Here is a 22,814-nt window from a genome sequence, read left to right on the forward strand (position 1 = left end):
GTGAATCGGGGGCGGAATTAGCCCGTTCGGCCGATGGGACAGGCACGCTGGGGGTGTCTCAGGGCGGGAGGGGCCGGTGGGGATGGCGGGGATGCAGGCGGCGTCGGTGCGGGCGCCCGCGCGCGGGGCGGTGCCGCGGCACGTGGCCTGTGTGATGGACGGCAACGGCAGGTGGGCGGCGAGCAGGGAGCTGCCGCGGACGTCGGGGCACCGGGCCGCCGAGGCGACGGTGATCGACGTGATCGAGGCCGCGCGCGGGGCGGGCGTCGAGTGGCTGAGCCTGTACGCGTTCTCGACGGAGAACTGGCGGCGGCCCGGCAGCGAGGTCGACTTCCTGATGCGGCTGGTGCGCCGGGTGGTGCGCAAGCACGCCCCGCTGCTGCACGCGCGGGGCATCCGCTGCCGGTTCCTCGGGGTGAGCGATCCGCGCATCCCGGCGGGCCTGGCGCGGGACTTCGCCGACCTGATGACGCTGACGGAGGGCAACCGGGGGATGACGCTGACCGTCGCCTTCGACCACGGCGGCCGGCGGGACATCGTGGAGGCGGCGCGGTCCCTGATCCGCGCGGGCGTCCCGGCGGACGCCGTCGACGAGGAGAGCTTCGCCGCGCACCTGCCGTTCCCGGACACGCCGGACGTGGACCTCGTCATCCGTACGTCGGGCGAGCAGCGGATCTCCAACTTCATGCTCTGGCAGGTCGCCTACGCGGAGTGGACGTTCCCGCCCGTGCTGTGGCCCGACTTCCGGGCGCCGCACTTCCTGGAGTGCCTGCACGCCTACCAGCAGCGCGAACGCCGCTACGGCGGCGTCGTACCCCAGCCCCAACGGATCGGAGAGCCCCACCCGTGACCGACACCACCAGCGCCAACGCCCCCTTGTTCGGCCCGGGCTCGAAGTTCGACACGTTCGTCAACGACCCGCGCTGGGCGCTGGCCCTGGTGCGGGCGCTCGTCCTGGAGGCGGCGCACCCGCAGGTCGGCGCGGCCCTGCTGGACAACTCGACGTTCGTGACGCACCCGTGGCGCCGCCTGTGGAACACCTACCGCAGCCTGCGCCGCATGTTCGGCGCGGACGACGCCGTACGCGCGCGGGAGGCGGGCCGCCTGAACCGGCTGCACGCGCGCCTCAGGAGCGAGGGCGCCTACGACGCGACGGACCCCGAGGTCCGGGCGTGGGTGGTGGCGACGCTGTTCGAGAGCACGGTCACGTTGTGCCGGCTGAGCGGCCAGCCGCTGGACCCGGCGGAGATGGACCGGGTGTACGCCGAGTACCGGGCGTTCCTGGGCGCGCTGGACGGCGAGGAGAACCGGCTGCCGGAGTCGGTGCGGGAGTTCTGGCCGTACTTCGACCGGGTGGTCGCGCGGGAGCTGGAGAACACGGAGGCGGTGCGGATCATCCTGTACCGCCTGTTCGAGCACGTTCCGGCGCCGCCGCTGCTGCACGGTGTGCCGACGCTGTGGGCGGCGGGGCGGGCGGTCGCGGGGCCGGTGATCGGCGCGGTCACGGTGGCGTCGCTGCCGGAGGCGTTCCGGCGGCGGGCGGGGCTGGCCGAGGTACCGGGGGCGGGGGCGCTGCTGCGGAGCGCCTATTTCACGGCCGGGCTCGCGCGGTTCCTGCCGGAGGGGTGGGTCGAGGCGGACAAGGTCGTCGACCTGCTGTCGAAGTCGCCGGACAGCGACGACCCACGGATCAGGGCGGTGCGGGACACGGTGCGCAAGGCCGGCGCGTTCGTGCGGCTGGTCACGCCCCTGCCCGCCGAGCCTCTCGTGGTCCCGCGTCAACGGTCCCATGACGCCGAGGAGTTCTTCGACGCGGTCCTCGACCAGACCGGCGACGGCTATGTCATGTGGCCGGACCTCGCCGCGATGGCCCGTGAGCTGTCGACCCGCCTCGATCTGGACGAGCCGCTGGAGACCCGCCTGTACGCCGCGTACGCCGACTGGTGGCGCGAGCTCCAGTCGGCCCTGGACACCGACGGCGACGGCCGGGTGAGCCGCGCGGAGTACGCGGCGGCGGTGCCGTCCCTCGCCGGGCCCGCGCTGATCCGGGTCGCCGAGGTCCTCTTCGACGCCACCGACACGAACGGCGACCAGCGCATCGACGCGCAGGAGTACCGGCGGCTGTTCCGCAGGGCGTTCCGCCGTGAGCTGCCGGAGCTCGGGGAGGCGTACTCGCGGGGCGAGTTCGTGCGGGACTTCCTGTCGTTCATGGCGGGCCGGCACCGTACGACGCCGTTCGATCCGCTGCTCGCGGAGGCGTGAGGGCGTGCGGCAGGGGCGGTTCCCCGGGTGGGGGCCGCCCCTGCCGGGTGGCCGGTCAGCTCGCTGTGCCGCAGTAGGTGCCGGGGATGGACGAGATGGTCATGCAGACCCGGTCGCCCTGGACGAGGGCCGGGGACGGCCTGAACCACCCCTGCACGAGGTTGGGTTGGGTGACGATCGTGCTGCTGCCCGCAGCCGGGAGCCCGTTGACGGTGAAGGACAGGCCGAGGGCCGGGGGCGGCTGCCTGATCGTGAACGTGTACACGTAGCCCTGGGTCGCGTTGCCGTCGACGCCCGCGCACACCCGGGCCTCCGGGATGCAGATCACTTGTGCGGAGGGGGCTGCCGTGGCGGGTGTGGGTGCCAGGGCCGCGCCGAGTGCCGCCGCCCCCGCTGCCAAGCCGCTTGCGATGAGTCTCGTTCGCATGGGTCTGGTCGTCTCCTTCTGCCGGTCGAGACCCCGCGTTCGGTCGCCCTCGATGGTGGTGCGCGGGGCGTGAGGCGTCAAGAGATGCCGGGCCGCCCGCACGACACGGACACCGAGCACCGCCGCGTCCCCGGTTTTCCCCAACCGCTCACGTTGTGCTGCCCGGCGCACTACGCTCGGTGGGCGAGGTGGTGCATGAGGCACTCGGAGAAGCGGATCACGCTCCTGGAGGAGCTGTGCGCGGGCTGGCGGGCGGACCGCTGGGGGTGGGTGCTCGACGACGGGCTGTCGGACGGGGTGTGGAACGCGGTCAAGGCCGCGATCCAGGAGGGCGTCGTCGAGCAGGCGGACCGGCAGGCGCTCATCGACCTCACCGCCCTGGTGGGCCGCCCGGTCCCGCGCGCCCTGCGCGTCACCGACTTCGGCCGGGACGTCCTCGTTTACGCGCACAACCGCACGGTCGTCCAGCCGGTCCCGCGTGAACCGGCGCCCGGCGAGCAGCTGGTGAAACTGCTGCCCGCCCAGATGGACACGCTGCGGGTCTTCGTCGGCGTCGGCCACCGGCTGACCCGGCCCCCGGCCGCGGGGCTCGCGGAGCGGGTCGCGGCGGCGGGGTTCAGCGCCACCGAGAAGCGCTGGCACCTGTGCCTGACCCCGGAGCAGATGGAGTCGGCGGCGTACGCGATGTCCCTGCGCACCACCGTCTTCTCGTGCGCGGAGGAGAACCGCTTCCGCCGCGAGTACGGCGTGTGGGTGCGACGCGGTCAGGTCTGACTGGCACCTGGCAGTGGGGCTCGGGCGGGGGTGGCTCCCACCTGCGGCGACCCCCTTCAAACCACCTGATCGAGTAGGTTCCCCGCGCGTGAACCGTCGACGGCTCTACTCGGTCGGGTGGTGACGGCACGCGCCGGCCGCGACGAGTCTTGGACCACAACCGAGGCGGGCCCACTCCGTGGGCGGGCCCGCCGTGGGTGCGGGAGGTGCTGCGCGTCGCGATGCCACGGAGATCCATCAGCAGGGCCCTGGGCGTGGGCGGCGCCGGGTGCGACGGCGCCGCCTCCTCCGTACGGGCTCCGCGGGCCCTTCCGGCAGGCCCGTCTCCGAGGCGTCCGGGGCAGCGCGGGGGGGGGCGCGTCCCGCTCGCCGCGCGCCGGGGCTGAACCGATTCCCCCACCGCACCTCGTCCGTATCCGCACCCAGTGACACCCGCACACGAAAAAGGGGAGATCGCGCCAGTGAGCAGCCACGAGATCCAGGCGGCCGAGACGGACATCGCGATCATCGGGATGGCCGGGCGGTTCCCCGGCGCCGACGACCTGGACTCCTTCTGGCGTCTGCTGAGAGAGGGCCGTGAGGGCATCACCCGCTTCGGCCGCGAGGAGCTGGCGGCGGCCGGCGTCCCGGCGCGCCTGCTGGACGACCCGACGTACGTACCGGCGCACGGGATCATCCCGGACGTCGACCTCTTCGACACGGGCTACTTCGAGTTCACCCCGGCCGAGGCGGCGATCACCGACCCCCAGCACCGCGTCCTGCTCACGGCGGGCCACGCGGCCCTGGAGCACGCCGGCTACGACCCGGCCCGCTACGACGGCCTGATCAGCGTGTACGTGGGGGCCGCCGTCAACACGTACCTCCAGCAGCACGTGCTGCCCAACGTCGACCAGACCACGACGTCCAGCCACTTCGCGGTGATGGTCGGCAACGACAAGGACTACCTGGCGACGCGCCTCTCCTACAAGCTCGACCTCAAGGGCCCCAGTTACGCCGTCCAGACGGCCTGCTCGACGTCCCTCGTCGCCGTCCACCTCGCCTGCCAGGGCCTCGTGAACGGCGAGTGCGACATCGCGCTCGCGGGCGGTGTGACCGTCAAGGTCCCCCAGGAGAAGGGGTACTTGTACGAGGAGGGCGCGATCCTCTCCGAGGACGGGCACGTGCGGACGTTCGACGCGGACGCGAGCGGCACGGTCCTCGGCAACGGCGTCGGGGTCGTCGTGCTGAAGCCCCTGCGGGACGCGCTCGCCGACCGGGACACCGTGTACGCGGTCATCAAGGGCACGGCGACGAACAACGACGGTTCGGGCAAGGTGAGTTTCGCCGCGCCGGGCGCCGCCGGACAGGCCGCGGTGATCCGCGAGGCGCACTCCGTGTCGGGCGTGGACCCGCGGTCCATCGGGTACGTCGAGGCGCACGGGACGGCGACGCGGCTCGGTGACCCGGTCGAAGTCTCCGCGCTGACACGGGCGTTCAGGGACACGACCGCCGACACCGGGTTCTGCGCGATCGGTTCGGTGAAGTCGAACCTGGGGCATCTGGACGCGGCGGCGGGCGTCGCCGGGCTGATCAAGACGGCGCTGATGCTGAAGCACCGCACGCTGGTGCCGACGGTCAACTACACGACGCCGAACCCGGCGATCGACTTCGCCGCGGGACCGTTCAAGGTGTCCACGCAGACGATGGCGTGGACGGGGGACGGGCCGCTGCGGGCGGGGATCAGCTCGTTCGGCATCGGCGGGACCAACGCGCACGCGGTGGTGGAGGAGGCGCCGTCCGTCGCGGTGACGGGGGACTCACGGGCGTCGCAGGTGCTGGTGGTGTCGGCGCGGACGCCGACCGCCCTGGCCACGGCCGCGGCGAACCTCGCCGGCCATCTCGACGGCGACGACTCGGCGCCGCTGGCGGACGTGGCCTACACGCTGGCGGTCGGCCGCCGGGCCCACGAGTACCGGCTCGCGGTGACCGGGGGTGAACGCGCCGCGCTGGCGCGGGCGTTGCGTGAGGCGGCCGTGCCGGAACGCCCCGGGACCGGTGAGGTGTCGTTCGTGTTCACGGAGGACGTCCCGGACGCGGCGGGCCTGGCCGGCGCGTGGGCGGCCGAGCCCGCCTTCGCCGCGTACCACGAGGCCGCGCTCACCGCGGGCGCCGACCGACTGGGCGAGCGGGGGCGGGCGTTCGCCGTGCAGTACGCGCTCGGGAAGCTGTGGCTCGACTGGGGTGTCACCCCGGTCGCGGTGCACGGGGACGGGCTGGCGGGGCGGGTCGCGGCGTGTGTCGCGGGGGAGTTGACGCTCGCGGAGGCCGTCGGCGGGGAGGCGGCTTCCGGCACACCGCACCGCACGCGCATCCCTGTCAGGGGTGCGCTCGACGAGGTGCGTGGGGTCGCCCTCGGAGTGACCGACGGGCCCTGGGACGGGTTGGCGCGAGCCTGGCAGGCGGGGGCGGCCGTCGACTGGGCGGCGTGGTTCGAGGGTGAGGAGCGCGGGCGGGTTCCGCTGCCGACGTACCCGTTCGAGGGGCGGCGGTGCTGGCTCGACGCGCCCGCGTCCCCCGTTCCGGAGACGCAGGCGGCCGGCCCGCACCCGATGCTGGACGAGAACGTCTCCACGCTCGACACCCTCGCCTACCGCAGCTCCCGCACGGGCGCCGAGTTCTACCTCGCCGACCACCAGGTGAACGGCTCACCGGTCATGCCGGCCGCCGGACAGGTCGAGTTGGTGCGGGCGGCCGGTGAACTCGCGCTCGGCGGGCCCGTGTCGCTGCGCGGCGTCTCCTTCGAACGGCTGCTGTCCTACGCCGACGGTCCACGCACCGCGCTGGTGCGGCTGTGGCACGAGGACGACACCGTCGGCTTCCACCTCGCCGACGGCGATGAGGTCGTGGCGTCGGGCTCGATCGGCCCGGCGCCGGTCGATCCGCCCGCTCCGGTGGATCTGACGCCGGTCGCGGACCGGTGCGGCGATGTGGTCGGGCACGGTGAGGCGTACGAGGTGCTGCGCGGCCTCGGTCTCGGCTACGGGGCGCGGATGCGGGCGCTCGGCGAGGTGCGGCTCGGGGACGGGGAGGCGCTCGGCGTCCTGGAACCGCCCGAGGGGGCCGCGCTGGACGGGGCCGTGCTCAACCCCGCGCTGATCGACGGGGCGTTGCACGCGCTGGTCGTGCTGTTGGCGCGGGCGTACGGAGCGTCCGCCGAGGGGTTCCTGCCGCTGGCGCTCGGTGAACTCGTCGTGCACGCGCCGGTCGTCGAAGGGTGCCGGGTTCATGTGACGGTCGAGGAGTCGGGTGAGCGGACCGCTCGGGCGCGTCTGACGTTGGTGGACGGTCATGGGCGGGTGCTGGCGCGGCTGAACGACCTGGCCGTGCGGGTGCTGGGTGAGGCGCGGGAGTCGGCGCTGTTGGTGCGGCGGTGGGTCGAGGCGCCCTTGCCGGTCACGGGAGTCGAGCTGGGCGGCACGGCCTGTGTGGTCGGTTCCGCGGAACACGGCTCGGTGCTGGCGGGGCTCGGGTTCGAGGTCGTGACCGAGGCGGCGCCGGATGTCGTCCTGGTCGACGAGCCCGCGCCGGAAAGCGCGTTGCGCGCCGTCCAGGACCTCCTCGCCGCCCGCCCCGCCTCCCCCGTCCGGGTCATGCTGCTGCACCGCGGCGACCCCGCGCTCGGCGCCTTCGCCCGGACGATCCGCGCCGAGAACCCTCAGCTGGCGATCCAGGCGATCGGGCTCGGCGAGGGGGTGGACGAGGCGGAGGCGCTCGGCGCGGAACTCGCGGGGCACGGCCGGGACGTGGAGGTCTCCTACGCCGCTTCCGGGCGCCGGGTCCTGGCGGTCGAGGCCGCTTCGCCGGGGGGCGAGCCGGTCGTCGTCCGTGACGGCGGCACGTACCTGGTGACCGGGGGTGGCGGCGGACTCGGGCGGATCGTCGCCGAGTGGCTGCTCGCGCGGGCGGACGCCCAGGTCGTGGCGGTGGGGCGGGGTGAGCGGCCCGCGGACCTGGACGACAGGGTCGCGTACCGCCGCGCCGACGTCACCGACCGGGACCGACTCGCCGCCGTGCACGCCGAGTTCGGGCCGTTCACCGGCGTCGTCCACGCGGCCGGTGTGCTGCGGGACGGCTTCGCGCTGACCAAGTCCGCCGAGGACTTCGCGGCCGTCCTGGCCCCCAAGGCGGCCGGCGTCGAGGCGCTGGACGCCGTGACCGCCGGCGACCCGCTGGACTTCTTCGTCGCGTTCTCCTCGATCGCCGCGCACATCGGCAACCCGGGGCAGAGCGACTACGCCTACGCCAACGCCCGCCTGGAGTCGTACGCCGAGCAAAGCGGCCATGTCACCGCAATTGCCTGGCCGTTGTGGGCCGAGGGCGGCATGCGGCAGAGCGCCGAGGACGCCTCGGACGTCGCCGCCCGCACCGGGTTCGGCACGCTCTCCACGGCGGCGGGTCTCGCCCTGTTCGAGCAGGCGCTCGGCATACGGGGCCCGGTGATCGCCGCGCACGGTGACGTACGGCGGATCACGGCCGCGCTCACCGCGCTCGCCCCGCAGACGTCCCGCCCCGCCGCCGCGCAGGGCGCCGCCCCGAGGGCGCGGGCCGTGGCGCTGCTGCGTGAACTCATCGCCGCCGAGACCGGGTTGGACGCGGCGGAGCTGACCGAGGAGGCGCCGTTCGAGCGGTACGGCATCGACTCGCTGATGATCGCGAAGCTGAACCGGGAGCTGGAGCGGCACTTCGCGAACCTGTCGAAGACGCTGTTCTTCGAGTACACGAACCTCGGGGAGCTGGCGGACTACTTCGCGCGGCGGCATGCGGGCGAGTTGAGCGCGCCCGGCGCAGGGGGATGCGACGGAGGCTCGTCCGGAAAGGGCGAGGGAGTCTCCTCCGGCAAGGCCGCGACGGCGGCCGTGACCCGCACGGTGCACCGGGCCAGGCCTGCCGCGCGGCCTTCCGGCCCGGCCGGTACCGGCCAGGACGACGGCGCCATAGCCGTCGTCGGGCTGGCCGGCCGCTACCCGGCCGCCGACGACCTCGACGAGTTCTGGGAGAACCTCTCCGAGGGCCGCGACAGCATCACGGAGATCCCGGACGACCGCTGGGACAGCACCCGTTGGTACGACCCCGACCCGGCGGCCCCCGGTCTCGCGCACACCCGCTGGGGCGGATTCCTGCGCGACGTCGACCGCTTCGACCCGCTCTTCTTCGGGATCTCCCCCCGCCAGGCCGAGTTGATGGACCCTCAGGAACGGCTGTTCCTCCTCAACTCCTGGCACCTCCTGGAGGACGCGGGCTACCGGCGCGCCGATCTGGCCGGGCGTCCGGTGGGTGTGTACGTCGGTGTCATGTACGGCGAGTACCAGTTCCACGGCGCGCTGGACGCGCTGCGCGGTGGACGCCCGCTGACCGGCTCCTCGTTCGCGACGATCGCCAACCGGGTGAGCCACGCCCTGAACCTGTCCGGCCCGAGCATGGCCCTGGACACGATGTGCTCCTCGTCCCTGACCGCGATCCATCTCGCGTGCGAGAGCCTGCGCCGGGGCGAGAGCGAGCTGGCCATCGCGGGAGGCGTCAACGTCTCCGTCCACCCGTACAAGTTCGGCTTCCTCAGCCAGGGCCGCTTCCTCTCGGACGACGGCCGCTGCCGGGCCTTCGGCGCGGGCGGCACGGGCTACGTCCCCGGCGAGGGGGTCGGCGCGGTGCTGCTGAAGCCGTACCGCGAGGCGCTGGCCGACGGTGACCGCATCCACGGGGTGATCCTGGGCAGCGCGGTCAACCACGGTGCCCGGACCAACGGTTACAGCGTGCCGAACCCGCGCGCGCAGCAGCAGGTCATCTCGACGGCGCTGCGCAAGGCGGGAGTCGCGCCCGGCGACATCAGTTATGTCGAGGCGCACGGCACGGGCACCAGTCTGGGCGATCCGATCGAGCTGACCGGGCTGACCAACGCGTACGGCACGGAGGGGAGTTGGCCGATCGGGTCGGCCAAGTCGAACATCGGGCACCTGGAGTCGGCGGCCGGGATCGCGGGGCTCACGAAGGTGCTGCTCCAGTTCCGGCACCGCACGCTCGTCCCGTCCCTGCACGCCGAGGAGCTGAACCCGAACATCGACTTCGAGCGCTCCCCGTTCCACGTCCAGCGCGAGCTGTCAGCCTGGCCCGAGGGGAACGGGCCGCGCCGGGCGGGCCTCAGCTCCTTCGGCGCGGGCGGGGCGAACGCGCACCTCGTCCTGGAGGAGTCACCGCGCCCCGACGTGGTGACGGAGACTCCGGCGGGCCGACAACGTCTGGCTGAACCGGAGTTGTTCCTGTTGTCCGCCCGCGACGAGGAGCGTCTGCGGGCCTACGCCGACCGCGCCGCCGACTTCGTCGCGACCGAGCGGGTGCCGTTGGCCGACCTGTGCTTCACGAGCCGGGTGGGGCGCGAGGCGCTCGACGCGCGGTTCGCGGTACTGGTCACCGAGGGCGCCGAACTCGTCGCCGCGCTGCGGGAGTTCGCGGACGGCGGGCCGGTTCCGCCGGTCACCGACGACGCGGCCCGCAGGTGGCTGCGCGGCGAGGACGTCGACTGGGCCGCCCTGCGCGCCGGCCGGCCCGGCCCCGCGCCTCGCCGGGTGCGGGCGCCGCTGTATCCGTTCGCCGACGAGTCCTACTGGATCCCGCTGGACGCGGAGTTCGGCTCGGCCGCGCCGCACGCCCTGATCGACGCCAACGAGTCGACGGTCACCGGCGTCCGGTTCCGCAAGACGCTCCGGGCTTCCGACGCGCTCCTGCGCGACCACGTCATCGAGGGCCGTCCCCTGTTCGCGGGCGCGGCGACGCTGGAGTTCGTCCGCGCCGCCGCCGCGCTGGCCGAGCCGGGTGTCCGGCACGCTCTGCGGGACGTGGTGTGGGGGCGGGCCGTCGAACTCGGCGGCGGAGAGCTGGAGTTGTACGTCTCCTTCCGGCCGGAGGGTGAGCAGCTCGCCTTCGAGGTGCACAGCGACGACGGGACGCACGCGCGCGGGATCGCCGTCCCGGTGTCCCCCGCGCCGGAGGCCGCCGAAGAACTCGCCGCGCTGCGCGGCCGGTTGAGCGTCGTGCGGGACCGGGCCGGCGCCTACCGGGACTACGCGGACGCCGGGTTCGCGTACGGGCCCTCCTTCCAGGTCATCGACGAGATCCGTGCCGGTGCCGGAGAGGCGTTGGTGCGGCTGGGGGACGGGCAGCCGTGGGCGCTGCTGGACGGGGCGCTGCGCGCCTGCCACTGGGCCGTGCCGTACTCCGGCGACCTGGCGGTTCCCTTCAGTCTCGGTTCCCTGGACGCCTTCGGTGAACTGTCCGCCGGTGCGTCGGCCCACGCCCGGCTCGTGGGCGAGTCGGCGGGGGTGCGGCGGTTCGACGTGACGGTGTACGACGCCCAGGGTCATGTCATCGCCGTCGTACGGGACTTCGCGGGGCGTACGACGTCGGGGGCGACCGGCGAGCCGCGCCTCTACGAGCCGTACTGGCGTCCCGCGCCCGAACCCGGACTCGGCGCGGCGGCTCCGACGCTCGTGGTGCTCGGCGATCACCCCGCGCTGGAAGCGGAGTTGCGGGACTGCGGGGCGTGGGCGCGGGTCGTGTCCGGTGGCGATCTCGCGGCGTCGGCGTCGGACAGCGGGCTCGATGTCGTCGTCGTGAGCGAGCCGGACGGCGTCATGGGTGAGCCGGACGGCTCCCTCTCCCCCGCCGAACGCCTCGACCGGCTCTGCGCGCCCGTGCTGGATGTGCTGGACGGTGTGCGAACCGGCGTACTGGGCGGGCGGGTTCGGTGTGTGGTCGTGCATCGGGAAGGGGCCCCGGAGGGGGCGGCGTTCGCCGGGTTCGCGTTGTCGACGGCGCCGGTCGCGCCTCGGCTGGAGCTGCTGACGCTGGAGGTCGCGGCCGGTGCTTCGGTGCGCGAGGTCGCGCGGGCCGTGGCGGTCGAGTTGCGGGCGGTTCCTCGGGTCGCCGGGCTTGAGGTGCGGCGTACTGCCGCTGGGCAGCGGGAGGTTCGGGGTCTGCGGGTGGTCGCCGGGGCGGGTGGCGGCGGGGTTTCCGTGCGGGACGGCGGGGTGTACGTCGTCACCGGGGGTGGGGGTGCCATCGGGCGGGTGCTCGTCGAGCATCTGGCATCGGAGTACGCCGCCCGGCTGGTGCTGGTCGGCCGTTCCGAGCCGGATGCTCAGACGCGGGCCTGGCATGCGTCGCTCGGGGTCGAGGTGCTCGCGGTGCGGGCCGATGTGGCGGACTCGGCCGAGCTGGACGCCGCGTTGGGGGTGGCCCGGGAACGGTTCGGGGTGCTGCACGGGGTGTTCCATCTCGCCGGGGTCGCCGACGAGGGGCGGGCCGACGGGGATCGGGAGCGGTTCGCCCGGGTGCTGGCCGCGAAGACGCATGGGCTGGTGCATCTGGACGAGTTGACGCGGGGGGACGGTCTCGACCTGTTCGTCGTGTTCTCGTCCGTGTCCTCGCTCGTGGGGGACTTCGGGGCGGTCAGCTACGCGACCGCCAACCGGTTCGCGGACGAGTACACCGTGCGGCGGGGCGGGATCTCGCTGGCCTGGCCGCTGTGGGCGGTCGGCGGGGTGGACGGGATGGTGCGGGAGGAGGAGTTGGCGGCGTACACGCGGCGCAGCGGGATGCGGGCGCTGGAGGCGGCGCAGGGGGTCGAGCTGCTGCGGCGTTCGCTGGCGGCCGGGGTGCCGTGGGTGGTGCCGACATGGGGTGAACCGGGGGTGCTGGACGGGGCGTTGGCCGGTGTGACGGGCGGTGGGGCCCCGGCGGGGGCCGCCGCGCCGACGGCCGAGGCTGAGCGCCCGGTCTCCGCTCCTGGCACTGGCGCCGAAGCCACCGCCACCCCCGCCTCCGCTTCCGGCGCCGCTCGCCGGGAGCGTCTCGTCGAGCATCTGCGCGGGGTTCTCGCCGGGGTGCTCAAGCTGTCCACGGGCCGGCTCGACAGCCGCGTGCCCCTGGACGACTACGGGCTCGACTCGGTCCTCGTCATGGAGTCCAACTCCCTGCTGGGCAAGGACTTCCCGGGGCTGCGCGGGACGGTGTTCTTCGAGTGCCGGACGGTCGACGAGCTGGCGGACCATGTGCTCGCGGAGCACGCGGACGCGGTGGCCCGGCTGTTCCCCGAGGAGCCCCGGACGGCCTCGGAAGCCCGAGCCCTCTCGAACCCCTTGCCCGCCCCGGAAACCCGGGCCGCCGCAGAACCCCGGATCACTCACGAACACCCGTCGGCCGAGCAGGCGGCGACTCCCCCTGCTCCAGGGCCGGTTCCCGTCTCCCCCGGCGACGACCCGATCGCCGTCATCGGCATCAGCGGTCGCTATCCCGGCGCCGACACCCTCGACGAGTTCTGGCGCAACCTCTCCGAGGGCCGCGACTGCGTGACCGAGGTCCCCGCGGACCGCTGGGACGCCTCGGAGCTGGCCGACTCGGGCCGCAGCAGCAGCCGTTGGGGCGGCTTCCTCTCCGACGTCGACTCCTTCGACTCCCTCTTCTTCCAGATCTCCCCCAAGCAGGCCCGCACGATGGACCCGCAGGAGCGGCTGTTCCTCCAGACGGCCTGGTCGGCGCTGGAGAACGCGGGCTATCCCCCGTCCCGCCTCCCAGCACCCCGCTTCGGCGGCCAGGGCCATGACGTCGGGGTGTTCGTCGGCGTGATGTGGGACGACTACGCGATCCTCGGCGCGACGGAGTCGGCGCGCGGCAACCCCCAGGTGGTGCTGGCGAACCGTTCGTCGATCGCCAACCAGGTGTCGTACTTCGGCGACTTCAGGGGCCCGAGCGTGGTGATCGACACGGCGTGCTCGGCGTCGCTCGTGGCCGTGCACCAGGCGTGCGAGAGCATCCGGCGCGGCGAGTGCGCGTACGCGCTCGCGGGCGGGGTGAACGTCGCCGTGCACCCGGACAAGTACGTGCACCTCAGCGCCAGGTCGATGCTGTCCGACGACGGCCGCTGCCGGGCCTTCGGGGCGGGCGGCACCGGGTACGTGCCCGGCGAGGGGGTCGGCGCGGTGCTGCTGAAGCGGCTGTCGGAGGCGGTCCGGGACGGGGACACCGTGCACGCGGTGATCCGGGCGACCGGCGTCAACCACGGCGGCCGGACCAGCGGTTACACCGTGCCCAACCCGCAGGCCCAACAGGCCCTGGTGGAACAGGTGCTGGACGCGGCCGGCATCGACGCCCGGACCGTCGGCTGCGTCGAGGCGCACGGCACCGGGACCGCGCTGGGCGACCCGATCGAACACACCGCGCTGGCGCAGGCGTTCGGCAAGCACACCGCCGACACCGGGTTCTGCGCGATCGGTTCGGTGAAGTCCAACATCGGTCACCTGGAGGGCGCGGCCGGCATCGCCGGGCTCACCAAGGCCGTACTCCAGTTGCGGCACGGCACGTTGCTGCCGTCGCTGCACGCCGAGGAGCTGAACCCGGTCATCGACTTCACGCGCTCTCCGTTCACCGTGCAGCGCGAAGTGGCCGAGTGGACGCGGGAGTTCGACGCCGAGGGGCGTGCGGTGCCGCGTCGGGCGGCGGTGAGTTCGTTCGGGGCGGGGGGCACCAACGCGCACGTGGTGCTGGAGGAGTACGTCGCCCCCGCGCCGGACGAGGCCGACTCCGAGCGCGAGTTGATCGTCCTGTCGGCCCGCGACGAACAGCGACTGCTCCTGTACGCCGCCGAGTTGGGCCGGGCCGTCGCCGACGCGGCCCGCCTCGCGGACGTCGCCCACACCTTGCGTGTGGGGCGTGAACCCCTCGTCGAGCGGCTGGCGTTCGTGGCCTCGGGTCTCGCGGACGCGGCCGAGAAGCTGGCGGCCGCCGGACGCGGCGAGGGCGGGCAGTGGCTGCACCGGGGGCGGGTCGAGCAACACCCGCCGCTGGCCGACCTGTTTACGGCGGGCGTGGGTGCGGAGGAGTTCTTGTCCGCGCAGGTCCGGGCCGGGGCGGACGATCTGCTCGGGCGGATGTGGGTCTGCGGTGTCACCGTGGACTGGGACCTGCTGGAGCGGCTGCGGCCCGCCGCGCGGCGCCGGGTGCCGCTGCCGACATATCCGTTCGAGCGGGTGCGGCACTGGCTGGACACGAGCGCGGCTGCGATCGCACCCACGGGCGTGCCGGCGTCGGCCGCCACGCACTCATCGGCAGCAGCCCCGGCCTCGGCCTCGGACGCTGCGCGAACACCGGCAGCCGTCCCGACCTGGGCCGATCCAGCACCACCGGCCGTCGTCCCCGCCCCGGCCACCACCTGGCGCCACCGCCTGACCCCCGAGACCCCCGCCCTCCGCGACCACATAGTGGACGGCCGCCCCATCCTCCCCGGCGTAGGCCACCTGGACCTCGTCGCCGAGGCGGCCGGCGGGCTCACCGGGCGTGCCTTCACCGACGTCCGCTGGGCCGTCCCGCTCGCCGCCGAGGATGTGACGGTCACCTTCGACGGCGACCGCTACGACGTCCTCGGCGCCGACGACACCCTGCGCTCCACCGGCCGCCTCACCCAGGCCGGCCCGCCCCCCGCCCCGCTCGACACCGACGCCCTGCGCGCCCGCCTCGCGGAGGATCGCGGCGCCTTCTACCGGAACCTCGCCGAACAGGGCCTCCCCTACGGCCCGTTCTTCCGCCGGGTCCGTCAGGTCTGGACCGGCACCGACGAAGTCCTCGGCCGGATAGGCGCCGTCGACGGCGACCCGGCGCACGCCCTGCACCCCGGCGTCCTGGACGCGGCCCTCCACACGTACGCCGCGCTGCTCGTGCGGCGCTCGCGGCCGATGCTCCCGTTCGCGGCGGACCGGGTCGACGTGTTCGGACCGGTGCCGGACAGCGGCTGGTCGTACGTCCGGGAGACCGGCCCGAACCGCTGCGAGGCCCTGCTCTGCGACGACTCGGGCACGGTCCGGGTCCGGTTCGCGGGGCTGGCGTACCGGGAGGCGAAGCCGTCCGCCGTGGTCGTGCACCGGCCGGTGTGGACGCCTCAAGCCGCCAAGGGGCGGGCCGAGTTCGGGCGCAGCGTGCTGTATGTGGGCGAGCCCGTCGCGGAGTTGCACCCCGGCGCCGACGTCCGCCGCGTCCCGCTCGGCTTCACGGACGCCGAGATCGGCACCCCCGACCTCGTGTACTTCTTCGGTACGGCACCGGCTCAGGACCCCGTGGACCGTTCAGGCGCACGGGAGTCGGCCGACGGCGGTCCGCTTGCCCTGTACCGGCTGGTGCGCGCCCTCGACCGGTCCGGCGCGCTGGAGCGAGGCGTGCGGCTCAAGGTCGTCACCACCGACGTCCACCCGCTGGCGGACGACGACGCGTCGTCCCCTTGGGCGGCCGGGCTCTTCGGTGTCGCGGCCGTCGCGGCGAAGGAGTTCCCGGCGCTGCACGTCTCCCTGGTCGACGTACGCGCCGCCGAGGCCGGGCAGCTCGCCGGGACGATCGTCGCCGAGCCTTTCCCGGCGAAGCCCGTGCCGGTGTCGATCAGGGGCGGTGTACGCCGGGTACGGACTCTGGAGCGGGTCGAACTGCCCTCCGGGGAAACGCTGTTGAGGAAGGGCGGCGTCTACCTGATCGTCGGCGGTCTCGGCGCGGTCGGCCGGGACACCTGCCTGCACCTCGCCCGGACGTACGGCGCGAAGCTGGTCGTCGTCGGGCGCTCGCCCCTCGACGAGGAGCGGCGCCGGGCGGTGGCCGGGCTGGAGAAGGCGGGCGCCGAGGTGCGGTACCTGGCGCTGGACGCCACCGACCCGGCCGCGCTCACCGGCGCCGTCGATCTCGCCGTCCGTGAATTCGGCGCCCTGCACGGGGTGTTCAACGCGGCGATGGTCCTCGTCAACCGGGTCCTGCGGGAGCTGTCCGAGGACGAGATGCGGGCCGCCCTGGAGGTGAAGACCGGCACGGCCTGGGCGTTGCTGCACGCGGTGCGTGAACTGCCCCTGGACTTCGCCCTGTTCTACTCCTCCGGCGTGGCCTTCGAGGGCAACCACGGCCAGGCCGGGTACGCGGCGGGCTGCGCCTTCGCCGACGCGTACGCGGCCCACGCCGCCCGCACCCTGCCGTTCCCGGTGCGGGTCCTCAACCTCGGCTACTGGCATGCGGCCGGGGACGCGGAGCGGGCGCGCGTCCTGACCCGCTTCGAGGCCGCCGGCATCCGGCCGCTCAGCGCCGAGCGGGGCATGGCGGTCGTCGAGCGGACCCTGGGGGCCGGGCTGCCTCAGGTGTTCGCGCTCGACGCCGACCGGGCGATCCTCGACAACCTCGGGATCGACTCGGACCGCACCCTGCGGGTGGCCCCGGGCGAGGTCCCGGGCACGCTGCCCGAGGTGCGCTTCCCGGCCGGACCCGACCCCGAACTCGCCGCGCATCAGCGGGCGGTGGCACAGGCCGAGGTGCTGGCGGAACGGCTCCTGGCGGCGGTGCTGCGCCGGGCGGGGCTGACCGACCCGGGCCAAGTGGTCCCGGAACACCGGGCATTGTTCGCCGTACAGCTCGCCATCGCCGGGGCACGGTCTCCCGAGGAGGCCACCGAGGCTCAGCTCGTCGCCGAACTGCGCGCGTTGGCTGAGCATCACAGCGCGCTCGCCCCGGTCGTCGCCCTCCTCACCGACTGCCTCACCGCTCTTCCCGACATCCTCACGGGCCGGCGCCCCGCCATGGAGGTCCTCTTCCCCGACGGTTCCACCGAGCGCGTCGCCGCCGTCTACCGGGGCGACCCGGTCACCGACCGGTGCAACGCCGAGGTCGCGCGGATCGTCGTCGAGCAGGTCACGTCCCGTCTGGCGCAGGGCACCGGCCCTGTTCGGATCCTGGAGGTCGGCGCGGGGACGGGCGGCACGACCGCCGCCGTGCTCGCGGCGCTGGCGCCGTACGGGGATTCGGTCGAGTACGTCTTCACCGACGTGTCCCCGGCGTTCGTCCGCAAGGCGGGGAGCCGGTTCGGGGCGCGGTATCCGTTCGTGCGGTTCGAGGTGCTGGACATCGAGGCCGGGGCGGCGGCCGGGGAGTACGACGTCGTGTTCGGGACGAACGTGCTGCATGCGACGCGGCGGCTGTCCGACACGCTCACCCGGGCCAAGGAGTCGCTGCGGCGGGGCGGGGTGCTGCTCGCGGTCGAGGGGACGCGGCCCAGGAGTCAACTCGCCCTGATCTTCGGGCTGACGGCGGGGTGGTGGCTCTTCGACGATCCCGAGCAGCGGATGCCGGGGTCGCCGCTGGCGAGCGAGCGGCAGTGGCGGGACGCCCTGGCGGCCTGCGGGTTCACGGGGATCAGCGTGGGGGCGCCGGAGAGCGAGGCGGGGGCGGCGTTCCAGAGCGTGATCGCGGCGGTGAGCGACGGGGTCGCGGCACGCGTGAGTCCCACGGCGGTCCCCGCCGCCGCACCACCGGCTGCCCCGGCCCTGACCGTCGAGGCCCCCGTGTCAGCCCCCGCCGACCCCCTCCACCAGGTCACCGACGTGTTCGCGAGGGTCCTGGAGATGGCCCCCGGGCAACTGGACCCCGACCTCACCTTCGAGAACTACGGCGTGGACTCGCTGGTCGTCCTCGAACTGACGCGAGCACTGGAGGCGGTGTACGGCCCGCAGCCGGCGACTCTCCTCTTCGAGCGCATCACGATCCGCCAGCTGGCCGACCACTTCCGGGCGAAGGCGACCCCCGATCCGGCGCCCCGCGCCGAGGAGGACGCGCCCCTCGACGAGGCCGAGCGCCTCATCGCCGGCATGTCCGACGAGGCCGTGGAAGAACTCCTGGCCGAACTCCTCTCCCAGCAAGCGAAGTCCGAAGGGGGCGACCGATGACCGCCGCACCGTTCACCTGTGTCGTCATCGGCGAGGAAGCCCTCCTGGTCGAGTGCACCCGCCTCCTCCGGTCCCGGGGCCACACGGTCGCCGCCGTGGTCTCCCCCGCCCCCGACCTGCTGGCGTGGGCGCAGAGCGAGGGCCTGTCCGCCGTCCCCTTCGGCAAGGACCTCGCCGCCCGCCTCCAACCCCTCGCCTTCGACTACCTGTTCAGCATCGCCAACCTCCGTATGCTCCCGGACGAGGTGCTGAGCCTCCCCGCGAAGCTCCCGGTCAACTTCCACGACGGCCCCCTCCCGAAGCACGCCGGTCTCTACGCGACGAGCTGGGCGATCCTGGACGGCGAGCTGGAGCACGGCGTCACCTGGCACGTGATGAACCGCGAGGCCGACACGGGCGACCTGCTCAAGCGGCGCGCGGTCCCGGTCCCCCCGGCCGCGACCGTGCACGACCTGGACGTCGCCTGCTTCGACGCCGGCATCGAGTCCTTCGCCGAGCTGATCGACGAGCTGGCGGCGGGCACGGCCGTCCGCACCCCGCAGGACATGGCCCTGCGCACGTACCACGCCCGGTACGACGGCCCGCCGCGCGGCGGTGTCTTCGACTGGCGCTCGGAGGCCGCCGGGCTCGACGCCCTGGTCCGCGCGACGGCGTTCGGCAGGCGCCGCAACGACTTCGGCACGGCCCTCCTCGCGACCGGCGACGACCTGGTGGCCGTCCGGGCGGTCGAGGTCACCGGCCACCCGTCGACAGCGGCCCCCGGCACGATCGTCACGGTCACCCCGGACACCCTCACGGTCGCGACCGCAGACAGGGACGTACGCCTCACCGACCTGGCCACCCTAACCGGCGAGAAGCTCGAACTCCCGGTGCTGGCACGGCAGTTGGACGGCCGTTTCCCGCACCTCTCCGAGGAGGAGGCGGCCGGACTGGAGCAGGCGTCGAGGGCGGCCCACCGCCGCGAGGCGCGCTGGCTGCGCGCCCTGGGCGACCTGGAGCCCGTACTCCCGCCGAGGCTGGGCCAGTTGACCCCGACGACGAGCCAGGCGGCCCCGGTCCCCCTGCCCGCGCCGCTGCGCACGGCCCCGGAACAGACCGCCCTGGCAGCCGCGCTGGCGTTCCTGACCCGGCTCGCACGCGGCGGCGAGCGTACCGTGGCGATCTCCGCGCGGCCCCGGGCGAGCCGCGTCCTGGCCGCCGAACTCCCCCTGGACATACCGGAGAACCCCCTCGCCCGCACCCTCGCCGACCTCTCCGCCAGGCTCGGCCCCCGGCTCGACAGGCTGCGCACACAGTCGCCGTACCGCCGGGACATCCACCTCCGCCACCCCGCCCTCCCCCACACCACGCTCCCCGTCGCCGTCCTCCTCCAAGGCACCGACACCACAGCCGACACCACGACGGACGACCGCCCCCTGACCGTCCACATCGACCCCACCGGCACCGTCCGCTTCGAGGCCCGCGCCCACGCCCCCTGGCTCGCCGACCGCTACGCCCTGTTCCTCGACGGCATCGCCGCCGACCCCGAACGCCCCCTCGCCACCGTCCCGTTGCTCACCGACGAGGAGCACCGTCTCGTCCACGGCAAGTGGAACGACACCGACGAGGAGTACCCCCGCCACGCGACGGTCACCTCCCTCATCGGCAACCTCGCCGACGCCTCCCCGGACGCCGTGGCCGTCCGCTTCGAGGGCCGGGAGCTGACGTACGGCGAACTGGACGACGCGACGGACAGGTTGGCCCACCACCTCACCGAACTCGGTGCCGGACCGGGCCGTTTGGTGGGCGTGTTCCTGGAGCGGTCCCCGGAGTTGTTGATCAGCCTTCTCGCCGTGCTCCGCTCGGGAGCGGCGTACGTTCCGCTCGACCCGATCTACCCGCCCGCCCGCATCGGCCACATGCTGAAGGACTCCGGGGCCGAACTGGTCCTCACGGACGCGGCGTTGGGCGGGGTGCTCGCGGACTTCCCAGTCGAGCCGGTCGTGGTGGCCGAAGCCCTCGCGGGCGCGCGGGCGGCCCACGTCGACCACTCCGACCCGGACTCCCCCGCGTACGTCATCTACACGTCGGGGTCGACCGGTCTCCCGAAGGGCGTCCAGGTCGGCCACCGTGCGCTGGTCAACTTCCTGTGGACGATGGCCCGCAGGCCCGGTTTCGGCGCCGGTGACTCGCTGCTCGCGGTGACCACGGTCTGCTTCGACATCGCGGGCCTTGAGCTGTACCTCCCGCTGGTGCGGGGCGGCACGGTCGAGATCCTGCCCGCGGCGGTCGCCGCCGACGGAGTCGCCCTGCGTGAACGCGTCGAGCGGGCGTCCCCGACCGTCCTCCAGGCCACCCCCACGACCTGGCAGATGCTGCTGGCGGCGGGCTGGCGGGGCGACCCGGCGCTGAAGGCCCTGTGCGGCGGCGAGCCCCTCCCCGCCGAACTCGCCCGCACACTGGCCCCGTTGGTGGCCGACCTGTTCAACATGTACGGCCCCACGGAGACCACCATCTGGTCCACCGTCGACCGCGTGGAACCCGGCGCCGAGGTCACCATCGGCCGCCCCATCGGCAACACCCGCGCCCACGTCCTGGACGAGCGCGGCACCCCCGTACCCCCCGGTGTCCCCGGCGAACTCCTGCTGTCCGGCGACGGGGTGGCCGACGGCTACCTGCACCGCCCGGAGCTGACCGCCGACCGCTTCGTCCCGGCCCCCGAGGGCGGCACCGGCCGCGCGTACCGCACCGGTGACCTGGTCCGCCACCTCCCCGACGGCCGCCTCGAATACCTGGAGCGCGTCGACGGCCTGGTGAAGCTGAACGGCTACCGGATCGAACTCGGCGAGGTCGAGTCGGCGCTGCGTGGGCTCCCGGGTGTCCAGGCGGCGGTGGCGGTCGTCCGCGAGGACCGGCCGGGCGAGCGCAGGCTCACCGGGTACGTGACCGGCGTACCCGACGGCGCCGCCCTGCGCACCGCGCTCGCCGAGCGGCTCCCGGCGTACATGGTCCCGTCGACGGTCGTCGCCCTGCCGGGGCTGCCGCTCACGCCGAACGGCAAGGTCGACCGCAAGGCGCTCCCGCGCCCCACCGGCGTCGGTGCGTCAACCGCGCCCGCCCGTACCGACCTTGAGCGCCGTATCGCCGAGGTCTGGTGCGCGGTGCTCGGTCTCGAACGGGTCGGCGCCGAGGACAACTTCTTCGACGCGGGCGGGGATTCGCTGCGGCTGACGTCGGTGGTGGCGGCGCTGCGGGAGCGGCTCGGGCTGAGCGTCACACGGCTCGACATGTTCGGCCACCCGACGGTGCGGGCGATGGCGGCCCACGTCTCCGGCGGCGCGGGGCCGGCTCCGGCGAGGCCGCGGCGTACGCGGGACGTGTCGGCGCTGGCCGGCCGCCGCGACCGTACGCGGCGACGCCCATGACCACCATGCCCACCCATTCACCCGCTGTCCCAGGGAGTTCCGTGTCCAGTTGCCAGGTCTGCTCGCTCAAGGGCGACCACCCGGGAATCACGCTCGACGACCAGGGGGTGTGCAATCTGTGCAACCTGGATTTCGCCGAGGACCTGCTCATCAACTACCGCTACACGAGTGAGGTGTTCACCGAGTTCCAGCAGGCGCCGGCCGCGAGCGGGGAGTACGACTGCCTGTTCATGTACAGCGGCGGCAAGGACAGCACGTACATGCTGGACAAGTTCGTCAACGACTACGGCAAGCGGGTGCTGGCGTTCACGTTCGACGTGCCGTTCGAGAGTGTGCACGCGGCGCAGAACATCGCGCTGGCCAGGGAGAAGATCCCGGCGACGTTCGTGCTGGACGCGGACGACGACAACATCAAGCTGATGATGCGCGAGGTCTTCAACCGTCCGGTGCCGAAGACGTCGGGGAAGTACCTGGACGAGAAGCTGCCGTGCGTCTCGTGCCGGACGTTCTTCGTGCTGCGGGCGATCCTGATGGCGTACGAGCGGAAGATCCCGTACATCGCGCTGTGCGCGGACCCGCAGCAGATCCTGACGATGGAGTCGAACGTCCGCGAGGTGGTGCGCGGGTTCTACAAGACGTTCGGGGAGCGGCTGACGGACACGCTGTTCGCGGGCCGTCTTGAGGAGTTGCTGTTCGACGACGACGAGAACCTGCCGAAGATCGTGTTCCCGTTCATCGCGATGCGCCACGAGTACGACCCGGACCGGATCGTCGAGGAGCTGCGGGCGAAGGGCTTGTACGCGTCGTCGCCGATGGAGACGCACTGCACGCTGTTCCCGCTGCTGAACTACTACTCGTACAGCAATTTCGACTGCATGTTCTACAAGCTGAACGCGGCGAGCCACGTCCGGTCGGTGAAGCGGAACGCGTCCTACGACCGGAACACGTTCAGCATCAAGTTCCCGCGTTCGCTGGACCTCGCCGATGTGGAGGCGCGGCTCGGCGGGGTCGTGAAGGCGATCGCGGCGGGTGAGGGGGACGCGGCCGAGCACGAGCGGACCCTGATCGACCTGTTCCAGCGGATGGACGCGGGCGAGGACGCCGCCCGGTTCGTCGCGCGCAGCTTCCTCGACATGCGTTCCGTCGCCGCCGACCTCGGCATCCGCCTCAGCTGAGACC

The 22,814-nt window shown here is 73.6% G+C and carries 7 protein-coding genes; 6 read left to right on the forward strand and 1 reads right to left on the reverse strand.

Going from position 1 to position 22,814, the window contains the following annotated elements; genetic code table 11:
- Window positions 1-91 precede the first annotated feature (91 nt).
- Together uppS and PV682_RS10460 are read left to right on the forward strand one after the other, a co-directional pair.
- On the forward strand, window positions 92-850 hold the full coding sequence (gene uppS, locus PV682_RS10455) for a polyprenyl diphosphate synthase (RefSeq protein WP_319726964.1): 759 nt from the start codon (window positions 92-94) through the stop codon (window positions 848-850).
- Window positions 847-2,262: an oxygenase MpaB family protein gene (locus PV682_RS10460; protein WP_319726482.1), complete on the forward strand. Its 1,416-nt coding sequence runs from the start codon at window positions 847-849 to the stop codon at window positions 2,260-2,262. Before uppS ends, PV682_RS10460 begins: the two co-directional genes overlap by 4 nt.
- Window positions 2,263-2,317: 55 nt before the next feature.
- Here PV682_RS10460 and PV682_RS10465 read toward each other — a convergent pair whose 3' ends face one another.
- Window positions 2,318-2,689: a hypothetical protein gene (locus PV682_RS10465; protein ID WP_319726484.1), complete on the reverse strand. Its 372-nt coding sequence runs from the start codon at window positions 2,687-2,689 to the stop codon at window positions 2,318-2,320.
- Window positions 2,690-2,884: 195 nt separating this feature from the next.
- Between PV682_RS10465 and PV682_RS10470 the strand changes: the two genes are divergently transcribed.
- From PV682_RS10470 to PV682_RS10485, 4 genes are all read left to right on the forward strand, one after another.
- Window positions 2,885-3,463: a DUF6417 family protein gene (locus PV682_RS10470; protein WP_319726486.1), complete on the forward strand. Its 579-nt coding sequence runs from the start codon at window positions 2,885-2,887 to the stop codon at window positions 3,461-3,463.
- Window positions 3,464-3,924: 461 nt separating this feature from the next.
- The gene (locus tag PV682_RS10475) at window positions 3,925-18,231 is read left to right on the forward strand and encodes an SDR family NAD(P)-dependent oxidoreductase (RefSeq protein WP_319726488.1); all 14,307 of its coding nucleotides are present in this window, start codon (window positions 3,925-3,927) and stop codon (window positions 18,229-18,231) included.
- The gene (locus tag PV682_RS10480) at window positions 18,228-21,635 is read left to right on the forward strand and encodes an amino acid adenylation domain-containing protein (RefSeq protein ID WP_319726491.1); all 3,408 of its coding nucleotides are present in this window, start codon (window positions 18,228-18,230) and stop codon (window positions 21,633-21,635) included. Before PV682_RS10475 ends, PV682_RS10480 begins: the two co-directional genes overlap by 4 nt.
- A 41-nt stretch (window positions 21,636-21,676) precedes the next feature.
- Window positions 21,677-22,810, forward strand: coding sequence for an adenine nucleotide alpha hydrolase family protein (locus PV682_RS10485; RefSeq protein WP_319726493.1), 1,134 nt, complete (start codon window positions 21,677-21,679; stop codon window positions 22,808-22,810).
- The last annotated feature ends 4 nt before the right edge of the window (window positions 22,811-22,814 follow it).

The sequence above is a fragment of the Streptomyces niveiscabiei genome, from assembly GCF_033794345.1.
GTDB lineage: Bacteria > Actinomycetota > Actinomycetes > Streptomycetales > Streptomycetaceae > Streptomyces > Streptomyces niveiscabiei.